This window comes from Kocuria sp. CH-021, assembly GCF_049716185.1.
In the GTDB taxonomy this organism is placed as follows: Bacteria; Actinomycetota; Actinomycetes; order Actinomycetales; family Micrococcaceae; genus Kocuria; species Kocuria cellulosilytica.
Genome location: NZ_JBNAFK010000003.1, coordinates 100110 through 125300, shown reverse-complemented (window position 1 = coordinate 125300; position 25191 = coordinate 100110). Strand labels below are relative to the sequence as shown.

The following is a 25191-nucleotide window of genomic DNA, read 5'->3' as shown; positions in this document are numbered from 1 at the left end:
GGTGGTGGAACGAGGGGACGGGGGGCGAACCCGCCCCCAACATACCCCCAGGGGTATGACGGTTCAAGGGGGGCGGGTCAGGCCTGCCGCCCGGCCTGCTGCCGGGCGAGCTCGGCGTGGACCTCGGCCATGTCGAGGTCCTTGACCGCGGTGATGACCTGCTCGAGCCCGGTCGCGGGCAGCGCCCCGGGCTGGGAGAACACGAGCACGCCCTCGCGGAAGGCCATCAGGGTGGGGATGGAGCTGATGCCGGCCGCGGCGGAGAGCCGCTGCTCGGCCTCGGTGTCGACCTTCGCGAACACCACCTCCGGGTGCTTGGCCGAGGCGGCCTCGTGGGTCGGGGCGAACATCCGGCAGGGCCCGCACCAGGACGCCCAGAAGTCCACGAGGACGATGTCGTGGTTCTGGACGGTCTCGGCGAAGGCCTGCTCGGTGAGGTCGACGGTGGCCATGGGGATCTCCTTCTCGATCGTGCTGGTCGGTGGTCGGTATCGGGTGCTCGGTGGGTGGGGTGGTCAGGCGGCGAGCGGGGTGCGCAGCGGGCACTTCGGCACGGCGAACCAGCAGACGGCCGCGGCCACGCCGGCGGCCGCGGCGATGGCGCCCACGGCGATCCCGGCCGCGCCGGGCAGCTCCTGGACCAGGACGAACACGCCCATGACCAGGACGAAGATCCCGAAGCCCTTGCGCAGGGCCGCCTCCGGGATGCGCCCGGCCAGGCGCGCCCCGGCGAACGAGCCGGCGACCGCCGCGACGGTCACCGCACCGACCAGGGCCCAGTCCAGGGAGACCGTGGTGAGGTAGCCGGCGAGCCCGGCGAAGGACTTCATCGCGATGACCACCAGGGAGGTGCCCACGGCCACGGGCATGGACAGCCCGCCCAGCAGGGCCAGGGCCGGGACGACGAGGAAGCCGCCGCCGGCGCCGACCAGGCCGGTGACCAGGCCCACGACCAGGCCCTCGGCCACGACCTTGAGAACCGGCAGCTCCCCGTCGTGGGCCGTGGCGGGCCCGTTCTTGCGGCCGCGGATCATGGCCAGGGAGGTCGCGACCATCATCAGGGCGAAGGCGACCATCAGCACGGTGCCCGGGATGTAGCCCCCGGCCAGCCCGCCCAGGAAGGCCCCGGCCATGCCGGCGGCGCCGAAGACCAGGCCGGTGCGCCACTTCACCCGCCGGTTGCGGGCGTGGTTGACGGCGCTCACGGCCGAGGTCACCCCGACCACGAACAGCGAGGCCGCGATGGCCTCCTTGGGATCCAGGCCGGCGACGTAGGTGAGGATCGGCACGGTCAGGATGGACCCGCCGCCGCCGAGCAGGCCGAGGGAGAGCCCGATCAGCACCGACAGCAGCAGGGTCAGCACGAGGGTGACGGTCATGGTGCGTGTCCTTTGCTTCCCCGCAGGGGCGGGGCGGTCGGGTCGTGGAGGGGTGCCGGCCGGTGCGCCGGGCGTTCCCTCCGAGTATGGCAGATACCCCTGGGGGTATTCAACTACCCCCAGGGGTATCGAATCCCGCTCCCCGTATCGCCCAGCGAGAACCCGGCCGCCGGGCCCTTCCCTTTCCGGGCCCCGCGTGCCAACAGTGGAACCGCGAAGCACGAACCCGGACCGAGAAGGAGCGCCAGCATGAGCTACACCAACGCCGTCGTCGTCCCGCTGCCCTACGCCGAGGCGGTCGAGCGGACGCGGGCCGCCCTGTCCGAGCAGGGCTTCGGCATCCTCACCGAGATCGACGTGCGCGGCACGTTCGAGCAGAAGCTCGGCGCCGAGGCCGCCGAGGAGGTGGGCGACTACGTGATCCTGGGCGCCTGCAACCCCGGGCTGGCCAGCAAGGCCCTCGCCGCCGAGCCCCAGCTCGGCGCGCTCCTGCCCTGCAACGTGGTGGTGCGCCGCGGCACGGACCCCGGCAGCTCCACGGTCGAGGCGATCGACCCGCAGACCATGGTCCAGCTCAGCGGCACCCCCGCCGTGCAGGAGGTCGCCGACGACGCCGGCGTCCGGCTCCGGGCCGCGCTCGACGTCCTCGGCGACATCGGGGCGCAGTAGCCGCCGCGGCGCGGAGCCCCGCACTCAGCCGTATCAGCAGACATCCCAGCACCGATCCACCGATCCAGGAGGCAGTCCATGACCACCGACATCACCGGCAAGAAGATCGCGTTCATCGCCACGAACGGCGTCGAGGAGCCCGAGCTCACCGAGCCCTGGAAGGCCGTCCAGGAGGCCGGCGGCACGCCCGTGCTGCTGTCCGCGGAGCAGGGCAGCATCACCGCGATGCAGGGGGACTGGGACCGTGCCGGCAGCTACGACGTGGACGGCACCCTCGCCGCGGCGAAGGCCGAGGACTTCGACGCGCTGGTCCTGCCCGGGGGCACCCTCAACGCGGACAACGTGCGCGTGGACCAGGACGCCCTGCGCCTGGTCCGGGAGTTCGACGCCGCGGGCAAGCCGATCGCCGCCATCTGCCACGCCCCCTGGATCCTCATCGAGGCCGGGCTCGCGCAGGGCAAGCGGCTCACGTCCTACAACTCGCTGGCCACCGACCTGAAGAACGCCGGGGCGGACTGGGTGGACGAGGAGGTCGTCGTCGACGGCCGGCTCGTCACCTCCCGCAACCCCGGCGACCTCGAGGCGTTCAACCGGGAGGCCCTGAAGCTGTTCGCCGGCTGAGGGCGCCCCGGCGTGCGAGAGGACCCCCGTCCGGTGCTCCGGGCGGGGGTCCTCCGGTCCGCGGGCGCGGGGCCGGTCAGCGGCGGCCTTCTTCCCGGACCTCCTCGTCCTCCTCGTAGACGTCCGGGATGCCGTCGTGGTCGGCGTCCACGGACTCGAGCTTCTCGATCATCCGGTAACGCTTGTTGCGGGCCCGCAGCAGCACCGAGGCCACCGCCGCCGCCAGCACGGACGCGGTGAGGATGGCCACCTTGGCCTGGTCGCCCGGCAGGCTGCCCGGGGTGAAGCTGAGCTCCGCGATGAGCAGTGAGACGGTGAAGCCGATGCCGGCCAGGAGGGCGACGCCCACGAGGTCGATCCACTGGAAGGTCGGGTCCAGCCGGGCGTGCGTGACCTTGGTGATCAGCCACGTGGCGCCGACGATGCCGATCGGCTTGCCCAGCACCAGGCCGAGGACGATGCCCAGCGTCACCGGGGCGGTGAGCGCGGAGGTCAGGCCTTCCCAGCCGCCCACGGCCACCCCGGCGGAGAAGAACGCGAAGACCGGCACCGCGAAGCCGGCGGAGAGGGGGCGGAAGCGGTGCTCGAAGATCTCGGCGAGACCGGGCCCTGCCTCCGGCCCGCCGCTGGCCTGGCTGCGGATCACGGGCACGGCGAAGCCCAGCAGCACGCCGGCCACGGTCGCGTGGATGCCGGCCTCGTGCACCAGGGCCCAGACCACGATGCCGAGCGGCAGCAGGATCAGCCAGGCGGCCGGGGCCTTGAGACCGAAGAACCGGCGGTACTTCTGGGCGAGGAAGAGGTAGAGGGCGAAGGGGATCAGGGCCAGCAGCAGCGGCTGGAACGAGACGTCCTCCGAGTAGAAGACGGCGATGATCGTGATCGCCAGCAGGTCGTCGACCACGGCGAGGGTCAGCAGGAACAGCCGCAGCGCAGCGGGCAGGTGCGAGCCGATGATGGCGAGCACCGCCACGGCGAAGGCGATGTCGGTGGCGGTGGGGATGGCCCAGCCGCCGGAGGTCTCGGGGTCCGAGAAGTTGATCGCGGCGTAGATCGCGGCCGGCACCACGACGCCGCCGATCGCCGCGGTGATCGGCACCACGGACTTGCGGAACTCCCGCAGGTCGCCGGCCACGAACTCGCGCTTGAGCTCGAGGCCCACCAGGAAGAAGAAGATCGCGAGCAGGCCGTCGGCGGCCCACTTGCCGAGGCTGAGCTTCAGGTGCCAGGGCTCGTAGCCGACCTCGAGGTCGCGCAGGGCGAAGTAGCTGTCGGCGAAGGGCGAGTTGGCCCAGACGATCGCGATGGCCGCGGCCAGCACGAGCAGCAGGCCGCCGATGGTCTCCTTGCGGAGGATCTCGCCGACGCGCAGCACCTCGCGGTAGCTGCCGCGGCGCAGCGTGTCGTGGCTGTGGTCCTCCGGGGGGCGGTTCTCGGGCTGGTCCTCGGGGCGGACCGTGGGGTCATGGCTGGACACGTAGTTCCTCCGTTTTCGGGCATCGGATCTCTCGTGCCGACCAGACTTCCCGGCTCACCTGGTGTGCCAGTCTACGGACAATCGTGGTGTGCGCCACCCGCGGGGCCCTCAGGCGAGCAGGTCCCGGCGGCGGAAGCCGGCGGCGGCCGCGGCCAGCAGCGCGGCCCCGAGTGCGGCCAGGCCGAGCAGGGGCGCGGCCGCCCAGTCCTCGGACGGCACGAGCGGTGTCCGCTGGACGGGGGAGAGGTCCATCGCCCATCCGGGCAGGTCCAGGAGCAGGCCGAACCACGCGACGAACACGATGTGCGCGACCACGGCCCAGCTCAGGGCGGCGGCCCGCGGGGCGAGACCCACCAGGGCGGCCGTGAGCCCGGCGGTCACGAGCACGGCCGGGAAGTACGCCAGGGCCGCCAGGGCGAGCTCACCGGTCCAGCGCAGGTCGCCGGTGGTCGCGGTGACCCCCGCCCCCAGCGCCGCCCCGGCCAGCAGCAGGGCCAGGAGGGCCTCCACGACGACGACGGCGAGCCAGCCGAGGGCCCAGCGCGCCCGGGGAAGGCCCGTCGACAGGGTGAGGGCCGTGCGGCCGGACTCCTCCTCCGCACGCAGCCGCAGCACGGCCGAGACGGCGAACGCGACCACCCCGAGCGCGAGGTAGGACAGCATCGCGGCGGCGAAGGACTCGGTGAGGGCGTCGAGGTCCACCACGAGCCACTCGGTGATCGACGGGATGTCCGCGATGCTGTTCTCCAGGGAGTCGGCCAGGGAGCCGAAGGCCAGCCCGAAGAGGACGAGACCCGCGGTCCACCCGAGGAACGTGCCGCGCAGCAGGCGGCGCGCCAGCCCGGTCGCGGAGAGCAGGGACGCCGCGGCCGTCGCCGGGCCGGGGCGTCCCCGCCGCAGCCCGGCGCCCAGGTCACGCCGCTGGGCCAGGAGCACGGCCGCGCCCAGCAGCACGCCCGTCAGCGCCGCCGACAGCGCCAGCGGCCACCACCGCAGGTCCACGTAGAGCCGGGTCTGCTGGGCCCACGCGACGGGCGAGAACCAGGACAGCCACGAGCCGGTGGGCTCGATGACGTCCCCGATCCCGCGCACCAGGAAGGCCGCGCCCAGCACGGCCATCGCCGCGCCGGAGGCGGCCCGCGCGTGCTCGGTGAGCTGGGCGGTCACGGCGGCCACGGACCCGAAGACCAGGCCCGTGAGCGCGGTGGCCAGTCCCCAGGCCACCGCGTCCGCGCCGCCCAGCCCCGCCGCGAAGAGACCCGCTGTGATCCCGGCGCCGACGGCCGCGTCCGCCACGGCGACCGCCCCGAGGGCGGCCGCGGCCGGGGCGAAGCGGCCCACCGGCAGTGCGCGGACGACCTCGAGCCGCCCGGACTCCTCCTCGGCCCGCACGTGCCGGCTCGCGAGCAGGATGCTCATGATGGCGGTGGCCACGAGCACCGACAGGCTCAGCTCGTTGACCGTCATGGCGCCCAGCGTGTAGTCGTCCGCGCCGAAGGCCGGGCCGGTCATCATCACGGCGGAGGGGTTGTCCAGCAGGGCCGCCCGGGCCTGGCGGGCCTCGCCGTCCGGGAACGTCTCCTCGAGGGCGAGCACCGTGGCGTACACGGTCCCGGTGAGCGCGAGCACCCACACGAGGATCCGCACCCGGTCCAGGCGCAGGTTGAGCCGGAAGAGGCGGCCGGTCGCGGCCCACGGCTCGGCGGTCCTCATCGGGGCGCCCCCGCGTCCCGGCCGGCGCCGTGCGGGGTCCCCTCCCGGTCGGCGGGCCCGGCCGGGCGGTCGCCGTAGTGGCGCAGGAAGAGCTCCTCGAGCGAGGGGGGAGTGACGGTCAGGTTCTGCACGCCCAGGTCGGCGAGCGCCCGGAGGACCTCGGGGACCCGGGCGTCGTCGACGTCGAAGCCCAGCCGCCCGCTGTCGTGCACGAGGTGGTGCACGCCGGGCAGCCCGGCCAGCGCGCCGGGGTCGGCGGACGTCGTGGCCGTGACGGCGGAGCGGGTGAGGTGGCGCAGCTGGGCGAGGGTGCCGCTCTCCACGTCCCGGCCGGCGCGGATGATGGTGACGGTGTCGCACAGCTTCTCGACCTCCGCCAGGATGTGGCTCGAGAGCAGGACCGTGCTGCCCTGCCCGCTCAGCCGGCGCACCTCGTCGGTGAACACGGCCTCCATCAGCGGGTCCAGCCCGGAGGTCGGTTCGTCCAGGACGTACAGCTCGGCCTCGGCGCTCAGGGCGGCCACCAGCGCCACCTTCTGCCGGTTGCCCTTGGAGTAGCTGCGCGCCTTCTTCGTGGGGTCGAGCTCGAAGCGCTCGACGAGCTCGTCGCGGCGGCGGCGCCGTCGTCGTCCGCCACGGATGCCGGTGAGCAGGTCCACGATCTCGCCCCCGGTCAGGTTCGGCCACAGGCTCGTGTCCCCGGGGACGTAGGCGGTGCGGCGGTGGATCTCCACGGCGTCCCGCCAGGCGTCGAGGCCCAGGACCGTGGCCGTCCCCGCGTCCGCCCGGAGCAGACCCAGGAGCACCCGGATCGCCGTGGACTTCCCCGAGCCGTTGGGGCCCAGGAAGCCCGCGACCTGCCCCGGGGCCACGGTGAGGTCGAAGCCGTCCAGGGCCGCGGTGGGGCCGAAGGTCTTGACGAGCCCGCGGGCCTCGATCACCGGGGTGTCCATGGGTGCTCCTGACGGGTCGGGGCGGCGGCGTCACGGGTGCCTGCCCCTCACGCTAGGCACCGTCCGGGTGCCGGACAAGGCGGCTCGCCCCGGGGTGCGGGCCGTCCGGGCCCCGGGGCGGTGACGGCGCGAGGAGCCGTCGGCCCGGCCGGCTCAGTCCGGGCGGTGCGCCGGCACGGCCCGGGGGGACGGGTCCTCCGCGCCGGAGGAGGGGACCCGGCGGTCGGGCCGGTCGCGGGGATCCATCCACGCCTTGGCCCGCAGGGCGGGCTTCTCGACGAGGGTCCACGACAGCAGCGCCAGGGGCGCCGTCAGCAGGAGGACCAGCAGGGAGTTGACGGCGACGCCCCACGACGCCGTGCCGAGCAGCACGAGGAGCTGCTGCACCGGGTACGCGTAGATGTAGACGCCGTAGGAGAGATCCGTGCGCGTGGCCCAGTTCTCGGACCGGGCCGCGCCGAGGCCGAGGAGCAGCACGGCGAGCGGCAGCTGCCCGTACAGGTCCGCCCAGCCCAGGTCCGTCAGGACGCCGTAGACGACGCCGGCGCCCGCCACGTGCACCCAGGTGGGGCGCCACCTCCCCGCCCAGGCCCAGACCGCCGCGCCCGCCAGGAAGTAGCCGACCAGCCGGGCGCCGTGCAGAGCGAGGTGGCTCGTGACCTCGAGCGGGCCCTCGGCCAGGGGGCGGAGGACGAGCACGAGGAGGAACAGCGCCGGGAGCACCCACCGGGCGTGCCGTGCCGCGACCGCGAGGCTCAGGACGAGGCCGATCAGCACGTAGGCCAGCGCCTCGTAGAACAGGGTCCACAGGGAGCCGTTCCAGGAGTCCGGCGACGGGACCCGGGTCAGGGTCCCGTCGATGCCCCACTGCGAGATCCTCAGATCGGCGTTGTGCAGCACGAAGCCGGCGGCGGAGGCGAGGTCGAAGCGCGTGCCCTCGACCGCGGCCGCGATCGGCGCGAGGACCACGGCCACCACGAGCAGGCTCACCAGGAAGGCCGGGTAGATGCGCAGGAGGCGCCGCCAGAGGTACGGCACCAGTCCGGTCCGCACCCTGCTCTCGGCGATGAGGTAGCCGCTGAGGATGAAGAATCCGTTGACGGCCACGTCGGACAGGACCTCGAGGCTCGGGCCGTCCGCACCGGTCAGCGGCCAGGCGTGGCCGAGGACCACCAGGGACGCCAGGGCCAGGCGCAGGGCGTTGAGGCGGTTGTGGCGGTCGCCCAGTCGTTCTTGGAGAGTCGTGGCCACGGCAGGTGCCTTCCGGACGGGACGGGCAGCGGGGCCGGAGCGGTCTGCTGCAGGACGGGGATCGATCCCCCGGGGGCCGGACCGGACTCCGGCCGGCGCCCCGAGCACCAGTTTAGTAATGCAAACGCATGATCTGGCGGCGGTGGTGCACAAGTGGGGACGGGCGTCCGGGCCCGTGCGGCGCACCGGCTGTCACAAAATGCCCGGTGGCCGGCGGCGCTAACGCCCTGGTAAGGGGCCGTGCCAGGCTGGACGCAGATCCGCTCGAGGAAAGGGGCTCCCGTGCTGGAGATTCGCAGCGACGCCCAGGACCGGGTCACGGGCCCCGGTCGGCGCGCCTCCGCGCCGACCGCTCCCGGCCGGCGACCCCGCACGGCACCGGTCGTGCTGCTGGGCCTGGGCGCGGTGCTCGTCGTCGTCGCGCTGGCCGCCGGACGGGCGTGGTCGGGGCCGCTCCTCGACGCCGGGGCCGTCCTGCTCACCGTGGGCGGGGTGGGGCTGCTCCTCGACGCCGCGCTGGCGCGCTGGCGCGGCGCGTGGCCCGTCGAACCGCCACGTCCCCCGGCCCCCGCCCCGGCGGCGCCCCGGGAGGACCGGCTGGGCCTCGTGGGGGTGCGCGAGGAGCTGGACGTGGTCGACGTGCTCCGGGGCGTGGGCCCCGGGCAGGAGCTGTGGTGGCTGGACACCTTCCCGCTGACGCTGGCCGGCGACCTCGATGCCATCCACAAGGCGCTCGGCGCTGGGGTCCGCGTCCGGCTGCTGGTCCTCGACCCGAGGTCGCCCGCGCTCGCGTCCCGACTCCGGGAGATCCGCCACCACTACGGGCTCTCGCCCATGGACCTGCGGCGCAGCTTCGACACGCTGGTCCACCAGCTCCGGGCGCTGGGGGAGCTGGACCCCGTGGTCGCCGAGCGGCTGGAGGTGCGGGTCCACGACGGTCCGCCCGGCGCCCCGATCTACCTGGTGCTCGGGGATCCCGCCGCGACCGAGGAGCCCGTGACCGACCAGCCCTCGATCGACCAACCCTCGACCGGGCAGCCCGCGGCGGAGCCGCGGGGGCCGGAGGTGCTCCGGGCCTTCAGCAGCTACTTCCTGCTCGACGCGAGCCAGGACATGCCCTACCTCGAGTGGCGGGACGGGCCCTTCGCCGGCCGGCTGCACGCCTACGCCCGGCACAAGTGGGCCGAGGGGCGCACGGTCTTCCCGACCGAGTCCGCCGACCGCTCGGCCTCGGCCTTCAACGTCCGGCCCGGCGCGGCGCGGCGCACGGCCGGAGGGAGCGCCGGGAGCGCCTGACGCCCGGGCCGCCGCGTCCTCGGTGCCCCGGTGGGCGCCGCGGCCTGTGGCGGTGGGACCATGAGTCTGCTGAGATGTCAGCATGGACGTTTCGGATTTCAAGACCCTGTTCGGCGACGACATCCGGGCCTGGCTCGACTGGGGCGCGCTGGACGACGGGAACACCCGGGTCGAGGACCTGGTGATCTCCTCCCGGCAGGAGCTCGGCGATCTCTACACGGTCTGGCACGTGGACCCCGAGGGCAACCCCGGGGAGTGGTCCCATCCGCAGCACCGGCCGCAGACCCTGGCCCAGGCGGCGGAGAAGCAGTGGCCCGAGGACCGGCAGGCCAAGATCGAGCACATCCGGCAGGAGCTCGCGGAGGAGTCGGGGCCCGTCCAGCTGACCGTCCCGGCGTACCGGACCGAGGGCTCGCTCGTGGTCCTGGACTCCAACCACCGCCTCGTGGGCGCCTACCTCTCCGGGGCGGACCTGCGCGTGCTGCTGGTGGTGCTGGACGGCCCCTCCTCGTCCCTGGTCCTGCCCGCCACGGCGCAGATCGAGAACGACAAGGCGGACCGGATCTGAGGCCTGTCCGTGACCGCCCGCGTCAACCGCGCCGGTGCGATCCCGCGGCTACCATGACCCCATGAGCGACGACCCCCGTCCCGAGACCCGCTGCCCCGTCCCGCACGGCGACCGGCGCAGGACCGTCCCGCCCGATGAGCGCGGCGGGCCGCGGGTGGAGGTGCTCGACGGGGTGTGGCACGTGCGGTCCCTGCCCCTGGTCCGCCAGGTGCTGCGGGAGGCCGACGCCACGGTCCAGGCCGGTTTCAGCGCGGAGACCGCCCGGCAGGGCCTCACCGGTGACCACCCGCCCGTGCTCTACGCGGACGGTCCCGAGCACCGGCGCCAGCGCACAGCCACCGCGCGGTTCTTCACCCCGGCCGCGGTGAGCCGCCGCTACCGGGACCTGATGGAGGAGCGCGCCGACGAGCTGGTCGAGCGGATCCGGCAGGACGGCGGGGCCGAGCTGTCCGCGATCACCCTGCGCTACTCCGTGGAGGTCGCCGCCCAGGTGGTGGGGCTGACGAATTCGGACGTCGACGGCATGTCCCGGCGCCTCGAGCGCTTCTTCAGCGGCCCCGTCACCGGAGCTGCCGGTCCCGGCGGTGCGCCGCGGCGGCTCGCCGGCCGGGTGGGCGCCGTCCTCGGATCCCTGCGGCCGATGTGGGCGATGAACGCGTTCCGGCTCAAGGACGTGCGCCCGGCCATCAGGGCACGACGCGAACAGCCCGAGGAGGACGTGGTCTCGCACCTGCTCGCGGAGGGTTACACCGACCGGGAGATCCTGGTCGAGTGCGTCACCTACGCCGCCGCCGGCATGGCGACCACCCGCGAGTTCATCGCGGTGGCTGCCTGGCACCTGCTGGAGGACGACCGGCTGCGGCAGGAGTACCTCGCGGCCGACGAACCGGCCCGGCACGGGATCCTGCACGAGATCCTGCGCCTGGAGCCGGTGGTGGGTCACCTCTACCGCCGGACCACCCGGGACCTGGTCCTGGAGGACGGGGACGAGCGCCACGAGGTGCCCGCCGGGGCCCTGCTCGACCTCTACGTCCGTCAGGCGAACGCCGACGAGCGGGCGCTCGGGGAGGACGCCCGGCAGCTGTGTCCGGAACGGTCCCGGCCGCGAGGGATCCGGCCCGAGGTCATGTCCTTCGGGGACGGCGCCCATCGCTGCCCGGGCGGGTTCCTCGCGATCCAGGAGACCGACGTCTTCCTGCAGCGCCTGCTGCGGCTGCCGCTGCAGTTCGCCCACCCGCCGCGGGTCTCGTGGGTCGAGCTGATCGCCGCCTACGAGGTGCGCGACGTGGTGCTGCGCGTGCGGGCCGATCAGGGGTGGCGCACACCTTCTCCGGCGAGCACCGCCCGGTAGCCCTCCCGGTAGGTGGGGTGGCGGAGCTCGAGACCGGACTCCCGCAGCCGCCGGTTGGACAGCCGCTTCGAGCCCCGGGGCGGCGCGTCCGCCTCCGGGACGTCCTCGGGCCGGGGGACGCCGAGCTCCTGCGCCAGGAACTCGAGGACCTCCAGCTCCGGCACGGGCTCGTCGTCCGTGCCGAGGTACAGGGTGAGCGGCTGGGCGTCCATGGTGAGCAGGTGCACGGCGGCGGCCGCGGCGTCGTCCCGGTGGATGCGGTTGGTCCACGCGGCCCCGGCCGCGACGTCCCCGGAGCGCACCTTGTCGATCAGCCGCGTCCGGCCCGGCCCGTAGATCCCGGACAGCCGCAGGACCGTGCCGTGGGGGAACTGCTCGTGGAACAGCTCCTCGGCCTCCAGCAGGATCTGCGCGGTGGGGGTCGAGGGGTCCGGCGGGGTGTCCTCGGTGACCTCCCCACCGCCGGCGTCCCCGCAGACGGCGGTCGAGGAGATCAGGAGGGCGCGCCGGGGGAGGGCCCCGGCGGCGCGCAGCCCGTCGGCCACGTGCCGCAGCCCGTCGAGATAGGCCGCGCGGTAGGCCTCGGGCGTCCGTCCGTCCGCGGCCGTGGCGACGACCAGGAGCTCGACGTCGCCCGGCAGCTCGGGGACCTCCGTGCTCAGGTCCACCGCCAGCCCGGTCAGGGGCGGCGGCACCAGCTCCGCGCGGCGGCGCAGCCCCAGCACCTCGTGGCCCTGCTCGGCCAGCCGCAGCCCGATCTCCGTGCCCAGGTCTCCGCATCCCGCGATCACCACGCTCATGCCCCCGATTCTTCCACGTCCCGCTCCGGTTCCCCCGGCGGCGGCGGCCCCGTAGGTTGGAGGTGGCGGCCGGGCACGTCCGGGCGGCCGAGGCGCACGGGAAGGGGACGACGGTGGACTGGTACCGCAAGGACGTGGAGGAGCTCGGGCCCGAGGACTGCTGGGACCGGCTGCGGGCGGACGGCGTCGCCCGGCTGGCCGTCGTGGTGGACGGGGCGCCGGAGATCTTCCCGATCAACTACGTGGTCGACCATGGGACCGTCGTCTTCCGCTCGGGGTTGGGCACGAAGGTGAGCGGTGCGCTCGAGGGCCGTGCCGTGGCCCTCGAGATCGACGGGCACGACCCCGCGACCAGCACGGCGTGGAGCGTGGTCGTCAAGGGCGAGGCCGAGAGCGTCCGGCCCGGCCACGCCCTGATGGAGGCCCTGCAGCTGCCGCTGTTCCCGTGGCAGGAGGGGATGAAGGACCGGTTCGTCCGCATCCTCCCGACGACGGTGACGGGCCGCCGCTTCACCATGGCCGACCACGAGGCGTGGAACTCTCCGTTGGGCGGCGACCGGAGGACGCCCACCGGGTCGGCCCGCTGGGTGCCGCAGGACACCGACGGCGGCTGAGGTCCCGCCGCCAGGACCGCGGCCCCCGTCTCCCCGCACGCCCTGCACCGGCACGGTGATCCCGGGCACCCGGGGGAGCACGCGGTCCGCCGCACCGCCCCGCAGCACGTCGGCGCGGCGCCCCCGGGGCCCGGAGGTCAGCGCAGGCGCAGCGGGACGGCGGCGAACCCGCCCACCGGCGGCAGCTCGCGCGTTCGCGCCCGGTCCCGGTCGGGCTCGATCCCGGCCGTCCCGGCCAGGACGGCGCGGGTCAGCGCCCGCAGCTCGAGGGTCGCCAGCGGCCTGCCGGGGCACACGTGCTTCCCGATCCCGTACACCAGGTTGTACGGCGCGTTCCCGGCCGGGTCGAAGGCGTCGGGATCGCCGAACACCCGCGGGTCACGGTTGGCGGAGGCCCAGTTCAGGAAGACCCGGTCGCCGGCGGCGAACCGGCGTCCGCCGACCGTGACGGGTTCGGTCGTGACGCGGCGGTTCACCACGAACGGGTCGTCGATCCGCAGGATCTCGTCGAGGACCTGGTCGAACTCCCGGTCCGGCACGCCTGCGCGCAGCCGCTCCTGCAGCCCGGGGTGGTCGGCGAGCCGGGCGAGCACCACGCCCGTGCACAGCGCCATCGACCCCAGGTCACCACCCGTCCAGTTGCGCAGGACCGAGACGATCTCGTCGTCGGTCAGCTCCCTGCCATCGACGCGTTCGCGCACGAGCTCGGTGGTGACGTCCTCGGGCGCGTCGTCACCGGTCTCCCGCCGGGCACGGGTCAGGGACCGGATGATCGCGTCGAAGCGCCGCGCCACCTCGGCGGTGCGCGCGCGGTCCCGGGAGCGCGTGGCGGCACGGTTGTCCTGCATCCACCGCAGCAGCTCGTCCTCCAGCCCGGCCGGCCACCCCAGCCAGGCGGTCTGCGCCCGCACGGCGTAGCGGGCACCGAGCTCGACGGCGTCGACCGGCCCCGGAACCCGGAGCTGCGCCACCAGATCCGCCGCGACGCGCTGCACCACGGGCTCGAGGGCGGTCATCCGCTCCCTCGTGAAGAACCGCTCCACGAGGGCACGGAAGGCCGTGTGGACGGGGCCGTCGAGGCCGTTCGGCACCTGGAGATGGCGGGAGACCCCGTTGGAGAAGGTCTCGTGGTCGAGCGCGGCCGCGACGACGTCGGCGTGGGCGAACAGCGTCCAGGCCCCGCTCGGACCGCGTGCCACGGGACAGCGCGCACGCATCGAGTCGTACACGGCCAAGGCGTCGCGACGGGCCCGCGGGCCGCGCGGGTTCCAGTCGGACGGGAGGGGGCCCGGTGCCGCGGCCGGACCGGGGTCCGCGTCGGAGTCGAGGCTGATCTCGTCGCTCGGCATGTGCTCCGTCATGCTCCCATGGTGTCCCGGACGCCCGGGATCGGGAACCCGCCGACGTCGCCCGGGGACGCCGCCGTCGCCGGTGCGCGTCAGCAGGATCAGTAGGGTGGGGGACATGACAGCGCAGACCGTCTACACCGTGGGCCACTCCACGCGCTCCGCCGAGGAGTTCGTGGAGCTGCTGCGGGAGTCCGGGGTGCAGCAGCTCGTCGACATCCGCACGGTGCCGCGCTCCCGGACGAACCCGCAGTTCAACCTCGACGCGTTGCCGGGCACGCTCGCGGAGGCCGGCATCGCGCACAGCTACTGCAAGGGCCTGGGCGGGCTGCGTCCCACCTCGAAGGACTCGGTCAACACCGCGTGGCGCAACGAGTCCTTCCGCGGCTACGCCGACCACATGCAGACCGACGAGTTCCGGGCCGCGCTGGCCGAGCTCGAGCAGCTCGCCGAGGACCGCGTCGTCGCGATCATGTGCGCGGAGGCCGTCTGGTGGCGCTGCCACCGCTCGCTCGTGGCCGAGGCCCTCCTGGTGCGCGGGCACGACGTGCAGCACATCATGGGCCCCGGCAAACGGACCCCCGCGACGCTGCGGGACTTCGCCGTGGTCGACGGAGACCGGATCACCTACCCAGGAGGAGAATCATGCAGCACCTGAACGAGATCGCCCTGCAGCACCTCAACGAGGCCCGCCACGCCCCCCACGGGCGCAGCGCCGAGCAGCTCCTGCACCAGAAGGTGCTGCGCCAGACCCTGCTGGCCCTCAAGGAGGGTGCGGTGCTCGCCGAGCACGGCGCCCCGTACGCCGGGAGCCTGCAGGTGCTGCACGGGCGGATCCGGGTCAGCTCGAGCGAGGACCTGGTGCTCGAGGCCGGGCACCTGCACGTGATCCCCGCGGAGCGGCACTCCGTGGAGGCCCTGGAGGACGCGGTGTTCATCCTCACCGCGGTGACCGGCATCCAGGACGCCGCGGAGTAGACGCGCGGCGAGGGTGCGGCAGGGGGTGCGGTCCCGCCGCGGAGCGGCAGGGCTCAGCGAAGGCCCAGGTGCTTCTCCCGGCGGTGGGCGATGAACACGCCGGACAGCGCGACCAGCAGCATCATCGCGGCGATGAGGGCGAGCGTCCACGCGCCGTCGAGCAGCGCGGCGACCAGCAGGACGAGGGCGATCGCGGACAGCAGGAGCTGGAAGATCAGCACGGGGGCAGCCTTCGGTCGGGAACAGGGGCCTCCTCGAGGCTACCCGAGCCCCGCCCGGCCCCGGGCGGTCGCCCGGGGCCGGGCGCATTCCCGGTTTCGCCCTCCGCGTGAGCCGTGTCCCTGCGACCGGTGGGGGGATAGCGTCGGGGACGAGCACCACGTCCCCTCAGCACCCGATCCGCACCCCAAGGAGCACATCCATGTCCCGCACAGCCATCATCGGCGGCCACGGCAAGGTCGCCCTCATCCTCGCCCAGCTGCTCAAGACCGGCGGCAACGACGTCACGAGCATCTTCCGCAACCCCGACCACACCGACGACGTCGAGAACACCGGCGCGACCCCCGTGGTCGCCGACGTGGAGCAGCTGTCCGTCGCACAGCTCGCCGACCTGCTCGAGGGCCAGGACGCCGTGGTGTGGAGCGCCGGCGCCGGCGGCGGCAGCCCCGAGCGCACCTACGCCGTGGACCGGGACGCCGCGATCCGCGCCATGGACGCCGCCGTGATGGCCGGGGCCAAGCGCTTCGTCATGGTCTCCTACTTCGGGGCCGGCCAGGACCACGGCGTCCCCGAGGACAACCCCTTCCACGCCTACGCCCAGGCCAAGGCCGACGCCGACGACCACCTGCGCGCCTCCTCGCTGGACTGGACCATCGTGGGTCCCGGCGCCCTCACCGACGACGAGGCGAGCGGCAAGATCGACGCGTCCGGGGGCGAGCGGGAGGGCGAGCACGAGACCTCCCGGGCCAACGTGGCACTCGTGGTCTCGGCCGTGCTGGACGACCCCTCGACCATCGGCAAGACCATCGAGTTCTCCGACGGCGGCACGCTCATCTCCGAGGCGCTCGAGGTGCAGCCGTGACCGTCTGAGCACGGACCCGCCGGAGGGGCGGCCGCCGCGGACCCGGATCCCGGGCGCGGCGGCCGCCCCTCCTCCTTGCCGGGCTCAGGCCAGGAAGTCGGCCGCGCCGAGGGTGCGCGCGGGCGCGGCCTCCCCGGTCACGTCCAGGGCGGCGATCCGGCGCTCGGCGATCCGCCAGCCGCGCGGGGTGCGCACGAGCAGGTCCAACTGGTCCCCGCCCAGCGCGGAGCCGTCCGCGCGCACCACGAGCCACTTGCTCCAGGCCCGCACGCGCTCCGGGGCGAGCCGGCGCAGCACGGTGTCGGTGATCAGGTGCGGATCCCGGGTCCCGTCCAGGGCCCGCTCGGCGATCTCGGCGTGCCCGCGCGCCGTCCCGCCCGGGGACACGACGACCGCGTCCCCGGTGAACACCCGGTCGAGGTCGTGCCAGGCCCGGGCGTCCACGACCCGGGCGCACCGGCTGAGCACGGTGCCGATCTCGAGGGCGTCGGCGGCGGGCACCCGGTCCCACCCGGTCCCCGGCGCGGAGCTCATCGGCCGGCCCGCCCTGCGGCCGCGAGCACGGCGTCGTCGAACATCGCGTAGGCGTACGGGTCGGGCGCGTATCCGCCCTCGGCGAGCGCCACGGAGGCGGAGTCGTTGCGGGGCGCCACGGTGCGCCGCTCGATCCGCCACCCGTGCTCGGTGCGGCGGAACGTGTCGATGTAGTCGCCGCAGGCCACTCGCCGGTCCCAGGTCAGCAGCAGCATCCTGGACCAGGCCACGGCGGTGTCCGCGTCCACGGCCTCCACGATCGAGTTCAGCGTGTGCGTGGCGGGGAAGCGGGAGAGGTCGACGGTCTCGGCGAAGCGCCGTACGCCCGCCGGGCCGGTGAACTCGCCCTGCGGCGCGCAGAGGCGGACCTCCGGCACGAAGACCTCCCCGAACATGTCCCACCGGCGGTTGTCCAGCAGGTGCGAGGAGAAGCTCAGGATCTCGTTGATCTCGATCCGGTCCTGGGCGCTGAGCGGCCCGGGGACGGACCCGCCGGCCTGGCCCGCGGACTCCCCGGCGGTCTTCTCCGCCGTCGTCCCTGCGGTCTTCGCTGCGGTCTTCTCCGTGTTTTTCTCGGTGATCGTCTCGGTGTTCTCCTCGGCGGTCCGGTCCGGGACCCGTGCGTCGTCCATCGGCCTGCTCTGGTCCTCTCGTGGGCAGCGCGGACCGGTCCGGCCCGCCGGCGGATGACACGTGGTTCCGCCCATGATGAATTTCTCGGCCCGACCGTGCCACGGGGCGCGGTCGTTCCCTAATCTGACCACATGAACACGCACCAGGATGACATCCAGCACATCGTCGAGTTCGTGAACCGCACCCGGGTCGGCATGCTCAGCACCCGGGAGCCCACCGGCAAGCTCGTCAGCCGCCCGATGACCGTGGTCGACGTCGCCCCGGGGGAGGACCTCAACTTCTTCACCAGCCGGGACACCTCCTCGGTCCGGGACGTGGCGGCCAACGACGCCGTCAACGTCGCGTTCGTGGGGGACCACGAGTGGGTCTCGATCTCCGGCGCGGCCGAGGTGGTCGAGGACCCGCAGGTGCTCGAGGGGCTCTGGTCCGACGCGCTGAAGGCGTACTACCCGGACGGGCCCGGCACCCCCGGCCTCGTGGTGCTGCGGGTCCGCACGGAGACCGCCGAGCACTGGCGCAGCCCCGGGACGGTGGCCACCGCGCTGCGCTGGGCGAAGGCCCGGACCACCGGTGAGCAGATCGATCCCGGCGAGTCCACGGTGGTGGACCTGTGAGCCTGCCATCGATCCACTCCGGCGCCTCCGCCGGCCGGGACCCCGAACAGCTGGACCTCGAGGAGGACCTGCGCCTCACCGCCGTGGTGCACGGCTCCGTGCAGGGCGTCGGCTTCCGCTTCTGGACCGCCCGCCACGCCGAGCGGCTGGGCCTGCGCGGCTCGGCGGTCAACAACGCGGACGGCACCGTGGGGGTGATCGCCGAGGGGCCCCGGCGCGCGGTGCGGGACCTGCTCAAGGCCCTCAACGGCGGCGGCACGCCCGGCGCCGTCATGAAGGTGGACTCGCACTACGGGCCCGCCACCGGGGAGTTCAGCGGGTTCGTCACCGCCTGACCCGCTCCGGCCGCCGGGCCGCGCCGGGCGTTCTACGATGAAGTCATGGCTCAGAACCACGCCGGGGACCGCGGGCGCGCGGAGGACGGGCACGACCACGGGCCCGGGCACTCGCACGCCGGTCCCGGGACCGACCGGTGGCGGATCGCCACCGCCTTCGGCATCACCGCGGCGCTGTTCGTCGTCCAGCTGGTGGGCGCCCTGTGGACGGGGTCCCTGGCGCTGCTCCTGGACACCGCCCACGTGCTCACCGACGCGGGCGGGCTGCTGCTCGCGCTGATCGCCGCGCAGCTGACCCTGCGCCCGCCGAGCGCCCGGCGCACCTGGGGCTGGCGGCGCGCGGAGATCGTGGCCGCGGCCCTGCAGGCCGGCGTGCTGCTGGCGGTGGGGCTGTTCGTGCTCGTGGAGGGCGTGCGCCGGTTCCTCGAGCCGCACCCGGTGGCCTCGGCCGAGATGCTGGTCTTCGGCGTCCTGGGGCTGGCCGGCAACCTGGTGGCGATGGCCGTGCTCCTCGGGGGCCGGCGCTCCAACCTGAACCTGCGCGCGGCGACGCTCGAGGTGCTCAACGACGCCCTCGGCTCGGTCGCGGTGATCATCGCGGCCGTGGTCATCACCCTCACCGGCTGGATGCAGGCCGACGCCGTCGTCGCGCTGCTCATCGGGGCGCTCATCGTGCCCCGCACCATCCGGCTGCTGGTGGAGTCCCTGTCCGTGCTCATGGAGAGCGTGCCCCCCGGGCTCGACGTCGACGAGGTCCGCGGGCACATCCTCGAGCTGCCGCACGTGGTCGAGGTCCACGACCTGCACGCGACCCGGATCTCCTCCGACCTGCCCGTGCTCACCGCGCACGTGGTGCTCGAGGAGGAGTACTTCTACTCCGGCGGCTCGGCCGAGGCGCTGGGCCGGATCCAGCGCTGCGTGGCCGAGCACTTCCCGGTGTCCGTCCAGCACTCCACGATCCAGCTGGAGCCCGCCGACCACGACGAGCCGGAGGTGTGCGCGCCCCATGACTCCTGAGCACCCGGGCACCGGGACCCACTGCCTGGTCGTCTACGTCCCCGCGACCCACGCCGAGCAGGTCCTCCGGGCCCTCGGGGACGCCGGGGCCGGGCGCGCCGGCCACTACTCCCACACCGCGTTCGTGAGCCGCGGCACCGGACGGTTCACGCCGCTGCCCGGGGCCCGCCCCACGATCGGGGAGGTCGGGACGCCGCAGGAGGTCGACGAGGTCCGCATCGAGACGCTGTACCCGGCGGCGGACCGCGAGCGCGTGCTGCGGGCGATGGCCGGGGCCCACCCCTACGAGGTCCCGGCCTTCAGCACGTTCCCGGTCCACGACCGGGGCCCGTCCTTCGACGAGCAGGGCCGGCTCAGGAGCCGTCCGGATCCTGCCTGAGCGCCGAGCGGATCAGGAACCGCTTGCCCTCCGGGGCTTCCACCGAGAAGCCGGACCCGCGCCCCTCCACCACGTCCACCGTGAGCAGGGTGTGCTTCCAGTACTCGAACTGCTCGCGCGAGATCCAGAATTCGAGCTCGGCCGTGGCCGGGTCCCCGGGCAGCGTGAACACGCCCAGCAGCACGTCCGCCGGGCCGGTGAGGAAGTCCCCGGCCGGATAGCACATGGGCGCGGAACCGTCGCAGCACCCGCCGGACTGGTGGAACATCAGCCGTCCGTGCACGTCCCGCAGCGTGCCGAGCAGCTCCACGGCCGCGGGCGTCAGGGCCACGCGGGAGAACGTCTCGCCCTCGACGGCGGGGGCGGACTCCAGGACGGCGGTGCTCTCGGCGGTGTGCTCGACGGTGTTCTCGGGGGTGCTCACGGCGCGCTCCTCGGCTCGGCGGTGTGACCCACGCTACAGCCGGCCGAGCAGTTCCTCCAGGCCGAGGCCGTCCAGCACGCCCGCCGGGTGCGGCCCGGCCGCGGCGAGGGCGTCCGCCCACGGCCGGGGCAGGGCCCGGCGACCGCCCACGAGGACGAGGTTTCCCGGATAGCGGCCCGTGAGCAGCCGCTCCTCGGCCAGGCACCACACGTCGGCGAGCGCCTCCCGCGCCGCCCGCGCCTGGCCGGCGAAGAACGCCAGGCCGGGGTCGTCGCCCACGTTGACGACCAGCACCCCGCCGGGCGCCAGCAGGCGGGCGGCCTCGGTGTAGAAGGAGGCCTCCGTGAGGTGGGCGGGGGCGTCCCGGCCCGAGAAGACGTCGAGGACCACGAGGTCCGCGGTGCCGGGGGCGACGACGTCCGGCAGGGCCGCCCGGGCGTCGTCGACGACGACCCGGACGTCCGCCCCCGCGGGCAGCGGCAGCGCCTCGAGGACGAAGGCGGGCAGCTCGCGCTCGAGCTCCACGGCCACCTGGGCGGACCCGGGCCGGGTCGCGGCCACGTAGCGGGCGAGCGTCAGGGCCCCGGCGCCCAGGTGGACCGCGGTGACCGGCGCGCCGGGCTCGGCGACGACGTCGACGACGTTGCCGATCCGCCGCAGGTACTCGTAGAAGATCTCTCCGGGGTGGGCGAGGTTCACGTGGGACTGCTCGGCGCCGCCGATGGACAGCACGAACCCGCCCTCGGTGAAGCCGTCGGGAACGATCTCGGCGTGCACGCCGGCGTCCTTGAGGTATCTGCGCATGCCGACCATTCTCCCCGGGCCTAGGATCTGGGGGTGACGTCCCGCCCACGGTGCGGACGTCGCTCTCCCCTCTCGCCCGAAGGAATCCGCCCATGTCCCACGACGTCCCCGTGCCCGCCCCGACGGGTGCGCCCGCGCCCCCGGGCGCACCGGCCCCCGTTCCCGCCCCGCCGGCCGCGCCCGTCCCGCGGCAGCCGCCGGCGGCGGACCTCGCGGCCCGCGACCGCCTGGTCATCGGGCTGCTGCTCGCGTCCACCTTCGTGGTGATCCTCAACGAGACGATCATGGGCGTGGCGCTGCCGAGCCTGATGGCGAGCCTGTCGATCACGGCGGTCGCCGGCCAGTGGCTGACCACGGCCTTCATGCTGACGATGGCCGTGGTCATCCCGGTCACCGGGTTCCTGCTCCAGCGGCTGCACACCCGGCCCGTGTTCCTCGCCGCGATGGGCCTGTTCAGCGCCGGCACGCTGATCTGCGCCGCGGCGCCGGGCTTCGGCGTCCTGCTGGCCGGGCGGGTGGTCCAGGCGGGCGGCACGGCGATCATGCTGCCGCTGCTGATGACCACCGTCCTGACGCTCGTGGCGCCCACCCGGCAGGGCCGCGTGATGGGCAACATCTCGATCGTCATCTCGGTGGCCCCCGCCGTGGGCCCGTCGATCTCCGGGATCATCCTCAGCGTGCTCGACTGGCGCTGGATGTTCCTGGCCGTGCTGCCGATCGCCCTCGCCGCCCTGGTGCTCGGGGCGCTGCGGATGCCGAACGTGACCGAGCCCCGGGCGGCGTCCCTCGACGTCCCGTCGGTCGTGCTCTCCGCCCTGGGCTTCGGCGGGCTGGTCTACGGCCTGAGCACCATCGGGGAGGGCGCCGCGGCCGCCGTCCCGGCGTGGGCGCCGCTGGGCGTGGGCGCCGCCGCGCTCGCCGTGTTCGTGCGCCGCCAGCTCCGGCTCCAGCGCGCGGACCGGGCCCTGCTGGACCTGCGCACCTTCACGTCGCGGACCTTCACCGCGGCGACCGTGGTGCTGGGGCTCAGCGTGACCGCGCTGTTCGGCACGCTCCTGGTGCTGCCCCTGTACCTCCAGCACGTGCAGGGCCTCGACCCGCTGGCGACCGGGCTGCTGCTGCTGCCGGGCGGGCTGGTCATGGGCCTGCTCGCACCGGCGGTGGGGCGGGTGTACGACCGCTCCGGGCCGGCCGTGCTGCTCGTGCCCGGCACGCTCGTGGTGAGCGGCGCGCTGTGGAGCCTCACCCTCACGTCGGAGGAGACCCCGGTCCCCGCGGTCCTGCTCGCCCACGTGGTGCTGAGCACGGGCCTCGCCCTCATCTTCACGCCCCTGTTCACGGCCGGCCTCGGCGCGCTGCCGCACGAGCTGCACGCCCACGGCTCCGCCGTGGTCGGCACGGTGCAGCAGGTCGCCGGCGCCGCCGGCGCCGCGCTGTTCATCACCGTCATGACCCTCGGCACGGCCGCCTCCGGCGCGCCCGGGGTCGAGGCCGCCGCCGCCGGGGTCCGGGCGGCCTTCCTCTGCGGCGCGGTCATCTCGCTGCTGGCCGTCGTCGGCTCTTTCTGGGTGCGCCGCCCCGCCGCCCCGGAGCCGGCCGCGGGCGGCTGAGGACCCCGCTCTCAGCCCCGGACGCGCTCGCGGATCCGCCGCGTGAGCTCCCCGGCGTCCTCGACGGCCTGCTCGCCCTGGGCCAGCCCCGCACGCAGCTCCTCCCGGATCGCGGCGTCCTTGAGCGAACGGACGTTGATCTCGAGCGTGACCATGGCCGTGGCCACGGCGGCCCGGGCCGCCTCGGCGGCCGCCGCCACGTCGCTGAGGACGTTGGGGTTGCACCAGCCGGTCAGCTCGCGCGCGAGCCCCACGACCTCGGCGCCCACCCCGATGAGCGCCCGCGGGGGCTGCGCGGCGCCCGCCGTGGCCTCCTGGACCGCCCGCGAGCGCTCGGCCCGCTCCTCGTCGGTGTCCTTCGGCAGGCCGTAGGCTCCGGAGAGCGCGCCGAAGGCCTCGGCGTCGTCGTCCGCGAGGCCCAGGGCGCGCGGGATCAGCTCCTCGGCGCGGGCCGCCGCGCGCTCGGCCTGCGCCGCGTGCTCGGACCCCGTGGAGTAGCGGGCGGACATGGCGAGCAGCGCCGCGCCCAGCGCCGCCTGCAGGGCTCCCGCGGCGCCGCCGCCGGGGGCGGGCTCGCCGGAGGCCATGCGCTCCACGTAGGCCCTGACGTTCTCCGAGCTGATCACGGTGTGTCCTTCCGGTGGTGGGACCCGGCGCCCGCCGAGGGGCGGGCGGAGGCGGTGGCGTCCGCACGAGCCTAGCCGCCCGGCGGCGCCCGCGGGGGCGCCGCCGTCCCGGACTCCTCGCGTTCAGCCGCTGTTCGCCCGGGCCGACTACGGTCGGCGCTGACAGGGCAGCGGACGAGGAGGATCATGGGGAGTCAGCGGACCGACGGCGGCCGCGACCGGGCGGACCCCGCCCGCGGCCACGGGGAGGAGCACGGCATGGTCAGCACGAGCACCCGCCAGGAGCGCGCCGCGGAGCTGCTCGACCGCGTCCTCGCCCTGGCCGACGTGGTGGTGCGGGCCCGCCGCGCGGCCGTGCCGCAGCTCGAGCGCGTGAACCCCCGGCACCGCCGCTCCGCGCTGAACCTCGTGGACTACGTGGCCGTGCGCAGCCAGGACGTGCGGGACCTGCAGCGGGACCTGAGCGGCCTGGGCGTGTCCTCCCTGGGCCGGATGGAGGCGGGCGTCATGAGCCACCTGGGCGCCGTGCTGGAGACCCTGCGGGTGCTCGCCGGCCGGGCGGCGGAGGACGTCGAGGTGCCCGGGGCCGGCCCGGAGCCCGACGGGCCCGGCCTGCCCGGTGCGGAGATCCTGCGCCGCAACACCGACGCGCTGCTCGGCCCCGGCCGGGACGGGCGCAGCACCCGGATCATGGTCACCTTCCCGTCGGAGGCCGCCGGGGACCCCCGGCTCGTCGAGGACATGGTCCGCGCCGGGATGGACGTGGCCCGGATCAACTGCGCGCACGACGGCCCCGAGCAGTGGGCGGCCATGCTGGAGCACGTCCGCGCGGCCGAGCAGGCCCTGGACCGGGAGGTCCGCGTGGCCATGGACCTCGCGGGACCGAAGCTGCGCACCGGGCCGATCGAGCCCGGCCCGCAGGTCGAGAAGATCAAGCCCGTCCGGGACAGCAGCGGCCGGGTGACCACCCCGGCCCGGCTGTGGCTGGGCGAGGCGGACACCGGGATCGACGACGACGCCCCGGCCGTGCCCGTGGCCGACGCCGCCTGGACCGCGGCCCGCACCCCGGGAGAGCGGCTGCGGCTCAAGGACGCGCGCGGCTCCGGGCGGACCCTGCGGGTGCTCGAGGCCACGGGGCCCGGCGTGCTGGTCGAGTGCTCCAAGACCGTGTACTTCGCCACGGGACTGGCCGTCGGCGCCGAGGACGGCACGGAGGGCGTGCTCGGCGAGCTCCCCGCCGTCGAGCAGTCCCTGCGCGTGCGCGCGGGGGACACCGTGGTGCTGACCCGCGACCTCACGCCCGCCCCGGTCCGGGCCGAGGGCCCCTACCGGATCGGCTGCTCCCTGCCCGAGGTGTTCACGGACGCCCGGGAGGGCCAGCCCGCCTGGATCGACGACGGGAAGATCCGCTGCCGGATCACCGCGGTGGGGCCCGACGAGATCACGCTGGAGGTGCTGCAGGCCGGCCCCGACGGCACCAAGCTCAAGGCGGGGAAGGGCATCAACCTGCCCGAGACGGACCTGCGCGTCTCCGCGCTCACCGACGAGGACCGGTCCCACCTGCCGTTCGTGGCCGAGCACGCCGACATCGTCAACATGTCCTTCGTGCGCTCGCGGGAGGACGTGGCGGACCTGCTGCGGGAGCTCGAGCGGATCGGCAACACCGCTCTGGACGTGACCCTGAAGATCGAGACCGTGGGCGGCTTCGAGTCCCTGCCCCCCATGCTCCTCGAGGCCATGCGGTGGCAGGACGTGGGCGTCATGATCGCCCGCGGGGACCTCGCGGTCGAGACCGGGTTCGAGCGGATGGCCGAGGTGCAGGAGGAGATCCTGTGGCTGTGCGAGGCGGGGCACGTGCCGGTCGTCTGGGCCACCCAGGTCCTCGAGTCCCTCGCCAAGAAGGGCCTGCCCTCCCGGGCCGAGGTCACGGACGCGGCGATGGGCCAGCGCGCGGAGTGCGTCATGCTCAACAAGGGCCCGTTCGTGGTGGACGCCATCGAGGCCCTCGACGACATCCTCGTGCGGATGGAGGGGCACACCCGCAAGAAGTCGGACATGCTCCGCCGGCTCAACGCGTGGGCGCCGCTCGTGGAGTGAGCGCCGCCGTGAGCCGTGCCA

General features: G+C 74.5%; 29 protein-coding genes. 15 read left to right on the top strand and 14 right to left on the bottom strand.

Annotated elements, in window-relative coordinates; translation table 11 throughout:
- Positions 1 to 77: 77 nt before the first annotated feature.
- A complete protein-coding gene (trxA, locus tag ACPYN7_RS03080; protein WP_424346657.1) occupies positions 78 to 452 on the bottom strand; it encodes a thioredoxin in 375 nt (124 codons plus the stop codon).
- 63 nt (positions 453 to 515) lie between these two features.
- Positions 516 to 1379 (bottom strand): sulfite exporter TauE/SafE family protein, encoded by an 864-nt coding sequence (locus ACPYN7_RS03075; protein WP_424346656.1) that lies wholly within the window; start codon positions 1377 to 1379, stop codon positions 516 to 518.
- 249 nt (positions 1380 to 1628) lie between these two features.
- On the opposite strand from ACPYN7_RS03075, the gene ACPYN7_RS03070 reads away from it, so the two are divergent.
- Together ACPYN7_RS03070 and ACPYN7_RS03065 are read left to right on the top strand one after the other, a co-directional pair.
- Positions 1629 to 2048 carry a DUF302 domain-containing protein gene (locus ACPYN7_RS03070; RefSeq protein ID WP_424346655.1) on the top strand — a complete coding sequence of 140 codons (420 nt, stop codon included), beginning with the start codon at positions 1629 to 1631 and terminating at the stop codon, positions 2046 to 2048.
- A 78-nt stretch (positions 2049 to 2126) separates the two neighbouring features.
- A complete protein-coding gene (locus tag ACPYN7_RS03065) occupies positions 2127 to 2669 on the top strand; it encodes a type 1 glutamine amidotransferase domain-containing protein (RefSeq protein WP_058873938.1) in 543 nt (180 codons plus the stop codon).
- 76 nt (positions 2670 to 2745) lie between these two features.
- On the opposite strand, the gene nhaA is transcribed toward ACPYN7_RS03065, so the two are convergent.
- The 4 genes from nhaA to ACPYN7_RS03045 form a co-directional block, all read right to left on the bottom strand.
- The gene (gene nhaA / locus ACPYN7_RS03060; protein WP_424346726.1) at positions 2746 to 4068 is read right to left on the bottom strand and encodes a Na+/H+ antiporter NhaA; all 1323 of its coding nucleotides are present in this window, start codon (positions 4066 to 4068) and stop codon (positions 2746 to 2748) included.
- Positions 4069 to 4254: 186 nt separating this feature from the next.
- The gene (locus ACPYN7_RS03055) at positions 4255 to 5859 is read right to left on the bottom strand and encodes an ABC transporter permease (protein ID WP_424346654.1); all 1605 of its coding nucleotides are present in this window, start codon (positions 5857 to 5859) and stop codon (positions 4255 to 4257) included.
- The gene (locus ACPYN7_RS03050) at positions 5856 to 6812 is read right to left on the bottom strand and encodes an ABC transporter ATP-binding protein (RefSeq protein WP_058873940.1); all 957 of its coding nucleotides are present in this window, start codon (positions 6810 to 6812) and stop codon (positions 5856 to 5858) included. Before ACPYN7_RS03050 ends, ACPYN7_RS03055 begins: the two co-directional genes overlap by 4 nt.
- 153 nt (positions 6813 to 6965) lie before the next feature.
- A complete protein-coding gene (locus tag ACPYN7_RS03045; protein WP_058873941.1) occupies positions 6966 to 8063 on the bottom strand; it encodes an acyltransferase family protein in 1098 nt (365 codons plus the stop codon).
- A gap of 282 nt (positions 8064 to 8345) precedes the next feature.
- Between ACPYN7_RS03045 and ACPYN7_RS03040 the strand changes: the two genes are divergently transcribed.
- The 3 genes from ACPYN7_RS03040 to ACPYN7_RS03030 all read left to right on the top strand — a co-directional run bounded on the left by ACPYN7_RS03040 (position 8346) and on the right by ACPYN7_RS03030 (position 11278).
- Complete coding sequence (locus tag ACPYN7_RS03040; RefSeq protein ID WP_424346653.1) at positions 8346 to 9359, top strand: hypothetical protein; 1014 nt, start codon at positions 8346 to 8348, stop codon at positions 9357 to 9359.
- 82 nt (positions 9360 to 9441) lie between these two features.
- Positions 9442 to 9927: a hypothetical protein gene (locus tag ACPYN7_RS03035; RefSeq protein ID WP_058873943.1), complete on the top strand. Its 486-nt coding sequence runs from the start codon at positions 9442 to 9444 to the stop codon at positions 9925 to 9927.
- A 61-nt stretch (positions 9928 to 9988) separates the two neighbouring features.
- Entirely contained in the window at positions 9989 to 11278 is a 1290-nt protein-coding gene (locus tag ACPYN7_RS03030; protein WP_424346652.1) for a cytochrome P450, read from the top strand.
- Here ACPYN7_RS03030 and ACPYN7_RS03025 read toward each other — a convergent pair.
- Positions 11236 to 12078 carry an SDR family oxidoreductase gene (locus ACPYN7_RS03025; RefSeq protein ID WP_058873946.1) on the bottom strand — a complete coding sequence of 281 codons (843 nt, stop codon included), beginning with the start codon at positions 12076 to 12078 and terminating at the stop codon, positions 11236 to 11238. The genes ACPYN7_RS03030 and ACPYN7_RS03025 overlap by 43 nt on opposite strands.
- A 113-nt stretch (positions 12079 to 12191) precedes the next feature.
- Between ACPYN7_RS03025 and ACPYN7_RS03020 the strand changes: the two genes are divergently transcribed.
- Complete coding sequence (locus ACPYN7_RS03020) at positions 12192 to 12692, top strand: pyridoxamine 5'-phosphate oxidase family protein (RefSeq protein WP_058873990.1); 501 nt, start codon at positions 12192 to 12194, stop codon at positions 12690 to 12692.
- Positions 12693 to 12829: 137 nt separating this feature from the next.
- On the opposite strand, the gene ACPYN7_RS03015 is transcribed toward ACPYN7_RS03020, so the two are convergent.
- On the bottom strand, positions 12830 to 14053 hold the full coding sequence (locus ACPYN7_RS03015; RefSeq protein ID WP_424346651.1) for a cytochrome P450: 1224 nt from the start codon (positions 14051 to 14053) through the stop codon (positions 12830 to 12832).
- Positions 14054 to 14156: 103 nt separating this feature from the next.
- Between ACPYN7_RS03015 and ACPYN7_RS03010 the strand changes: the two genes are divergently transcribed.
- The gene (locus tag ACPYN7_RS03010; protein ID WP_424346650.1) at positions 14157 to 14696 is read left to right on the top strand and encodes a DUF488 family protein; all 540 of its coding nucleotides are present in this window, start codon (positions 14157 to 14159) and stop codon (positions 14694 to 14696) included.
- Positions 14684 to 15016, top strand: coding sequence for a cupin (locus tag ACPYN7_RS03005; protein WP_424346649.1), 333 nt, complete (start codon positions 14684 to 14686; stop codon positions 15014 to 15016). The genes ACPYN7_RS03010 and ACPYN7_RS03005 overlap by 13 nt, the downstream gene beginning before the upstream one ends.
- A gap of 53 nt (positions 15017 to 15069) precedes the next feature.
- Here ACPYN7_RS03005 and ACPYN7_RS03000 read toward each other — a convergent pair whose 3' ends face one another.
- The gene (locus ACPYN7_RS03000; RefSeq protein ID WP_157571350.1) at positions 15070 to 15237 is read right to left on the bottom strand and encodes a hypothetical protein; all 168 of its coding nucleotides are present in this window, start codon (positions 15235 to 15237) and stop codon (positions 15070 to 15072) included.
- 200 nt (positions 15238 to 15437) lie between these two features.
- Here ACPYN7_RS03000 and ACPYN7_RS02995 point away from each other — a divergent pair, with 200 nt between their 5' ends.
- Entirely contained in the window at positions 15438 to 16097 is a 660-nt protein-coding gene (locus tag ACPYN7_RS02995) for an SDR family oxidoreductase (protein WP_058873949.1), read from the top strand.
- Between the two features lie 84 nt (positions 16098 to 16181).
- Here ACPYN7_RS02995 and ACPYN7_RS02990 read toward each other — a convergent pair whose 3' ends face one another.
- Both ACPYN7_RS02990 and ACPYN7_RS02985 read right to left on the bottom strand, forming a co-directional pair.
- Positions 16182 to 16631, bottom strand: coding sequence for a nuclear transport factor 2 family protein (locus tag ACPYN7_RS02990; protein WP_424346648.1), 450 nt, complete (start codon positions 16629 to 16631; stop codon positions 16182 to 16184).
- The gene (locus ACPYN7_RS02985; protein WP_424346647.1) at positions 16628 to 17263 is read right to left on the bottom strand and encodes a nuclear transport factor 2 family protein; all 636 of its coding nucleotides are present in this window, start codon (positions 17261 to 17263) and stop codon (positions 16628 to 16630) included. Before ACPYN7_RS02985 ends, ACPYN7_RS02990 begins: the two co-directional genes overlap by 4 nt.
- A 132-nt stretch (positions 17264 to 17395) precedes the next feature.
- On the opposite strand from ACPYN7_RS02985, the gene ACPYN7_RS02980 reads away from it, so the two are divergent.
- The 4 genes from ACPYN7_RS02980 to ACPYN7_RS02965 are packed head-to-tail and all read left to right on the top strand — an operon-like array spanning position 17396 to position 19609.
- Positions 17396 to 17878 (top strand): pyridoxamine 5'-phosphate oxidase family protein, encoded by a 483-nt coding sequence (locus ACPYN7_RS02980; protein ID WP_424346646.1) that lies wholly within the window; start codon positions 17396 to 17398, stop codon positions 17876 to 17878.
- Positions 17875 to 18213, top strand: a complete 339-nt coding sequence (locus ACPYN7_RS02975; protein WP_424346645.1) for an acylphosphatase — start codon at positions 17875 to 17877, stop codon at positions 18211 to 18213. Before ACPYN7_RS02980 ends, ACPYN7_RS02975 begins: the two co-directional genes overlap by 4 nt.
- A gap of 45 nt (positions 18214 to 18258) precedes the next feature.
- Positions 18259 to 19230, top strand: a complete 972-nt coding sequence (locus ACPYN7_RS02970) for a cation diffusion facilitator family transporter (protein ID WP_058873953.1) — start codon at positions 18259 to 18261, stop codon at positions 19228 to 19230.
- On the top strand, positions 19220 to 19609 hold the full coding sequence (locus ACPYN7_RS02965; protein ID WP_424346644.1) for a hypothetical protein: 390 nt from the start codon (positions 19220 to 19222) through the stop codon (positions 19607 to 19609). Before ACPYN7_RS02970 ends, ACPYN7_RS02965 begins: the two co-directional genes overlap by 11 nt.
- Here ACPYN7_RS02965 and ACPYN7_RS02960 read toward each other — a convergent pair.
- Complete coding sequence (locus ACPYN7_RS02960) at positions 19584 to 20033, bottom strand: DUF779 domain-containing protein (RefSeq protein WP_368825004.1); 450 nt, start codon at positions 20031 to 20033, stop codon at positions 19584 to 19586. The two genes, ACPYN7_RS02965 and ACPYN7_RS02960, sit on opposite strands and share 26 nt — an antisense overlap.
- Before the next feature lie 33 nt (positions 20034 to 20066).
- Positions 20067 to 20837, bottom strand: a complete 771-nt coding sequence (locus tag ACPYN7_RS02955) for a spermidine synthase (protein WP_424346643.1) — start codon at positions 20835 to 20837, stop codon at positions 20067 to 20069.
- Positions 20838 to 20929: 92 nt separating this feature from the next.
- On the opposite strand from ACPYN7_RS02955, the gene ACPYN7_RS02950 reads away from it, so the two are divergent.
- Complete coding sequence (locus tag ACPYN7_RS02950; RefSeq protein ID WP_424346642.1) at positions 20930 to 22447, top strand: DHA2 family efflux MFS transporter permease subunit; 1518 nt, start codon at positions 20930 to 20932, stop codon at positions 22445 to 22447.
- 11 nt (positions 22448 to 22458) lie between these two features.
- Here the strand turns inward: ACPYN7_RS02950 and ACPYN7_RS02945 are convergent, their stop codons facing one another.
- Positions 22459 to 23073 (bottom strand): cyclodeaminase/cyclohydrolase family protein, encoded by a 615-nt coding sequence (locus tag ACPYN7_RS02945; RefSeq protein WP_424346641.1) that lies wholly within the window; start codon positions 23071 to 23073, stop codon positions 22459 to 22461.
- Positions 23074 to 23259: 186 nt separating this feature from the next.
- Between ACPYN7_RS02945 and ACPYN7_RS02940 the strand changes: the two genes are divergently transcribed.
- Positions 23260 to 25170, top strand: coding sequence for a pyruvate kinase (locus ACPYN7_RS02940; RefSeq protein ID WP_424346640.1), 1911 nt, complete (start codon positions 23260 to 23262; stop codon positions 25168 to 25170).
- Positions 25171 to 25191: the final 21 nt, after the last annotated feature.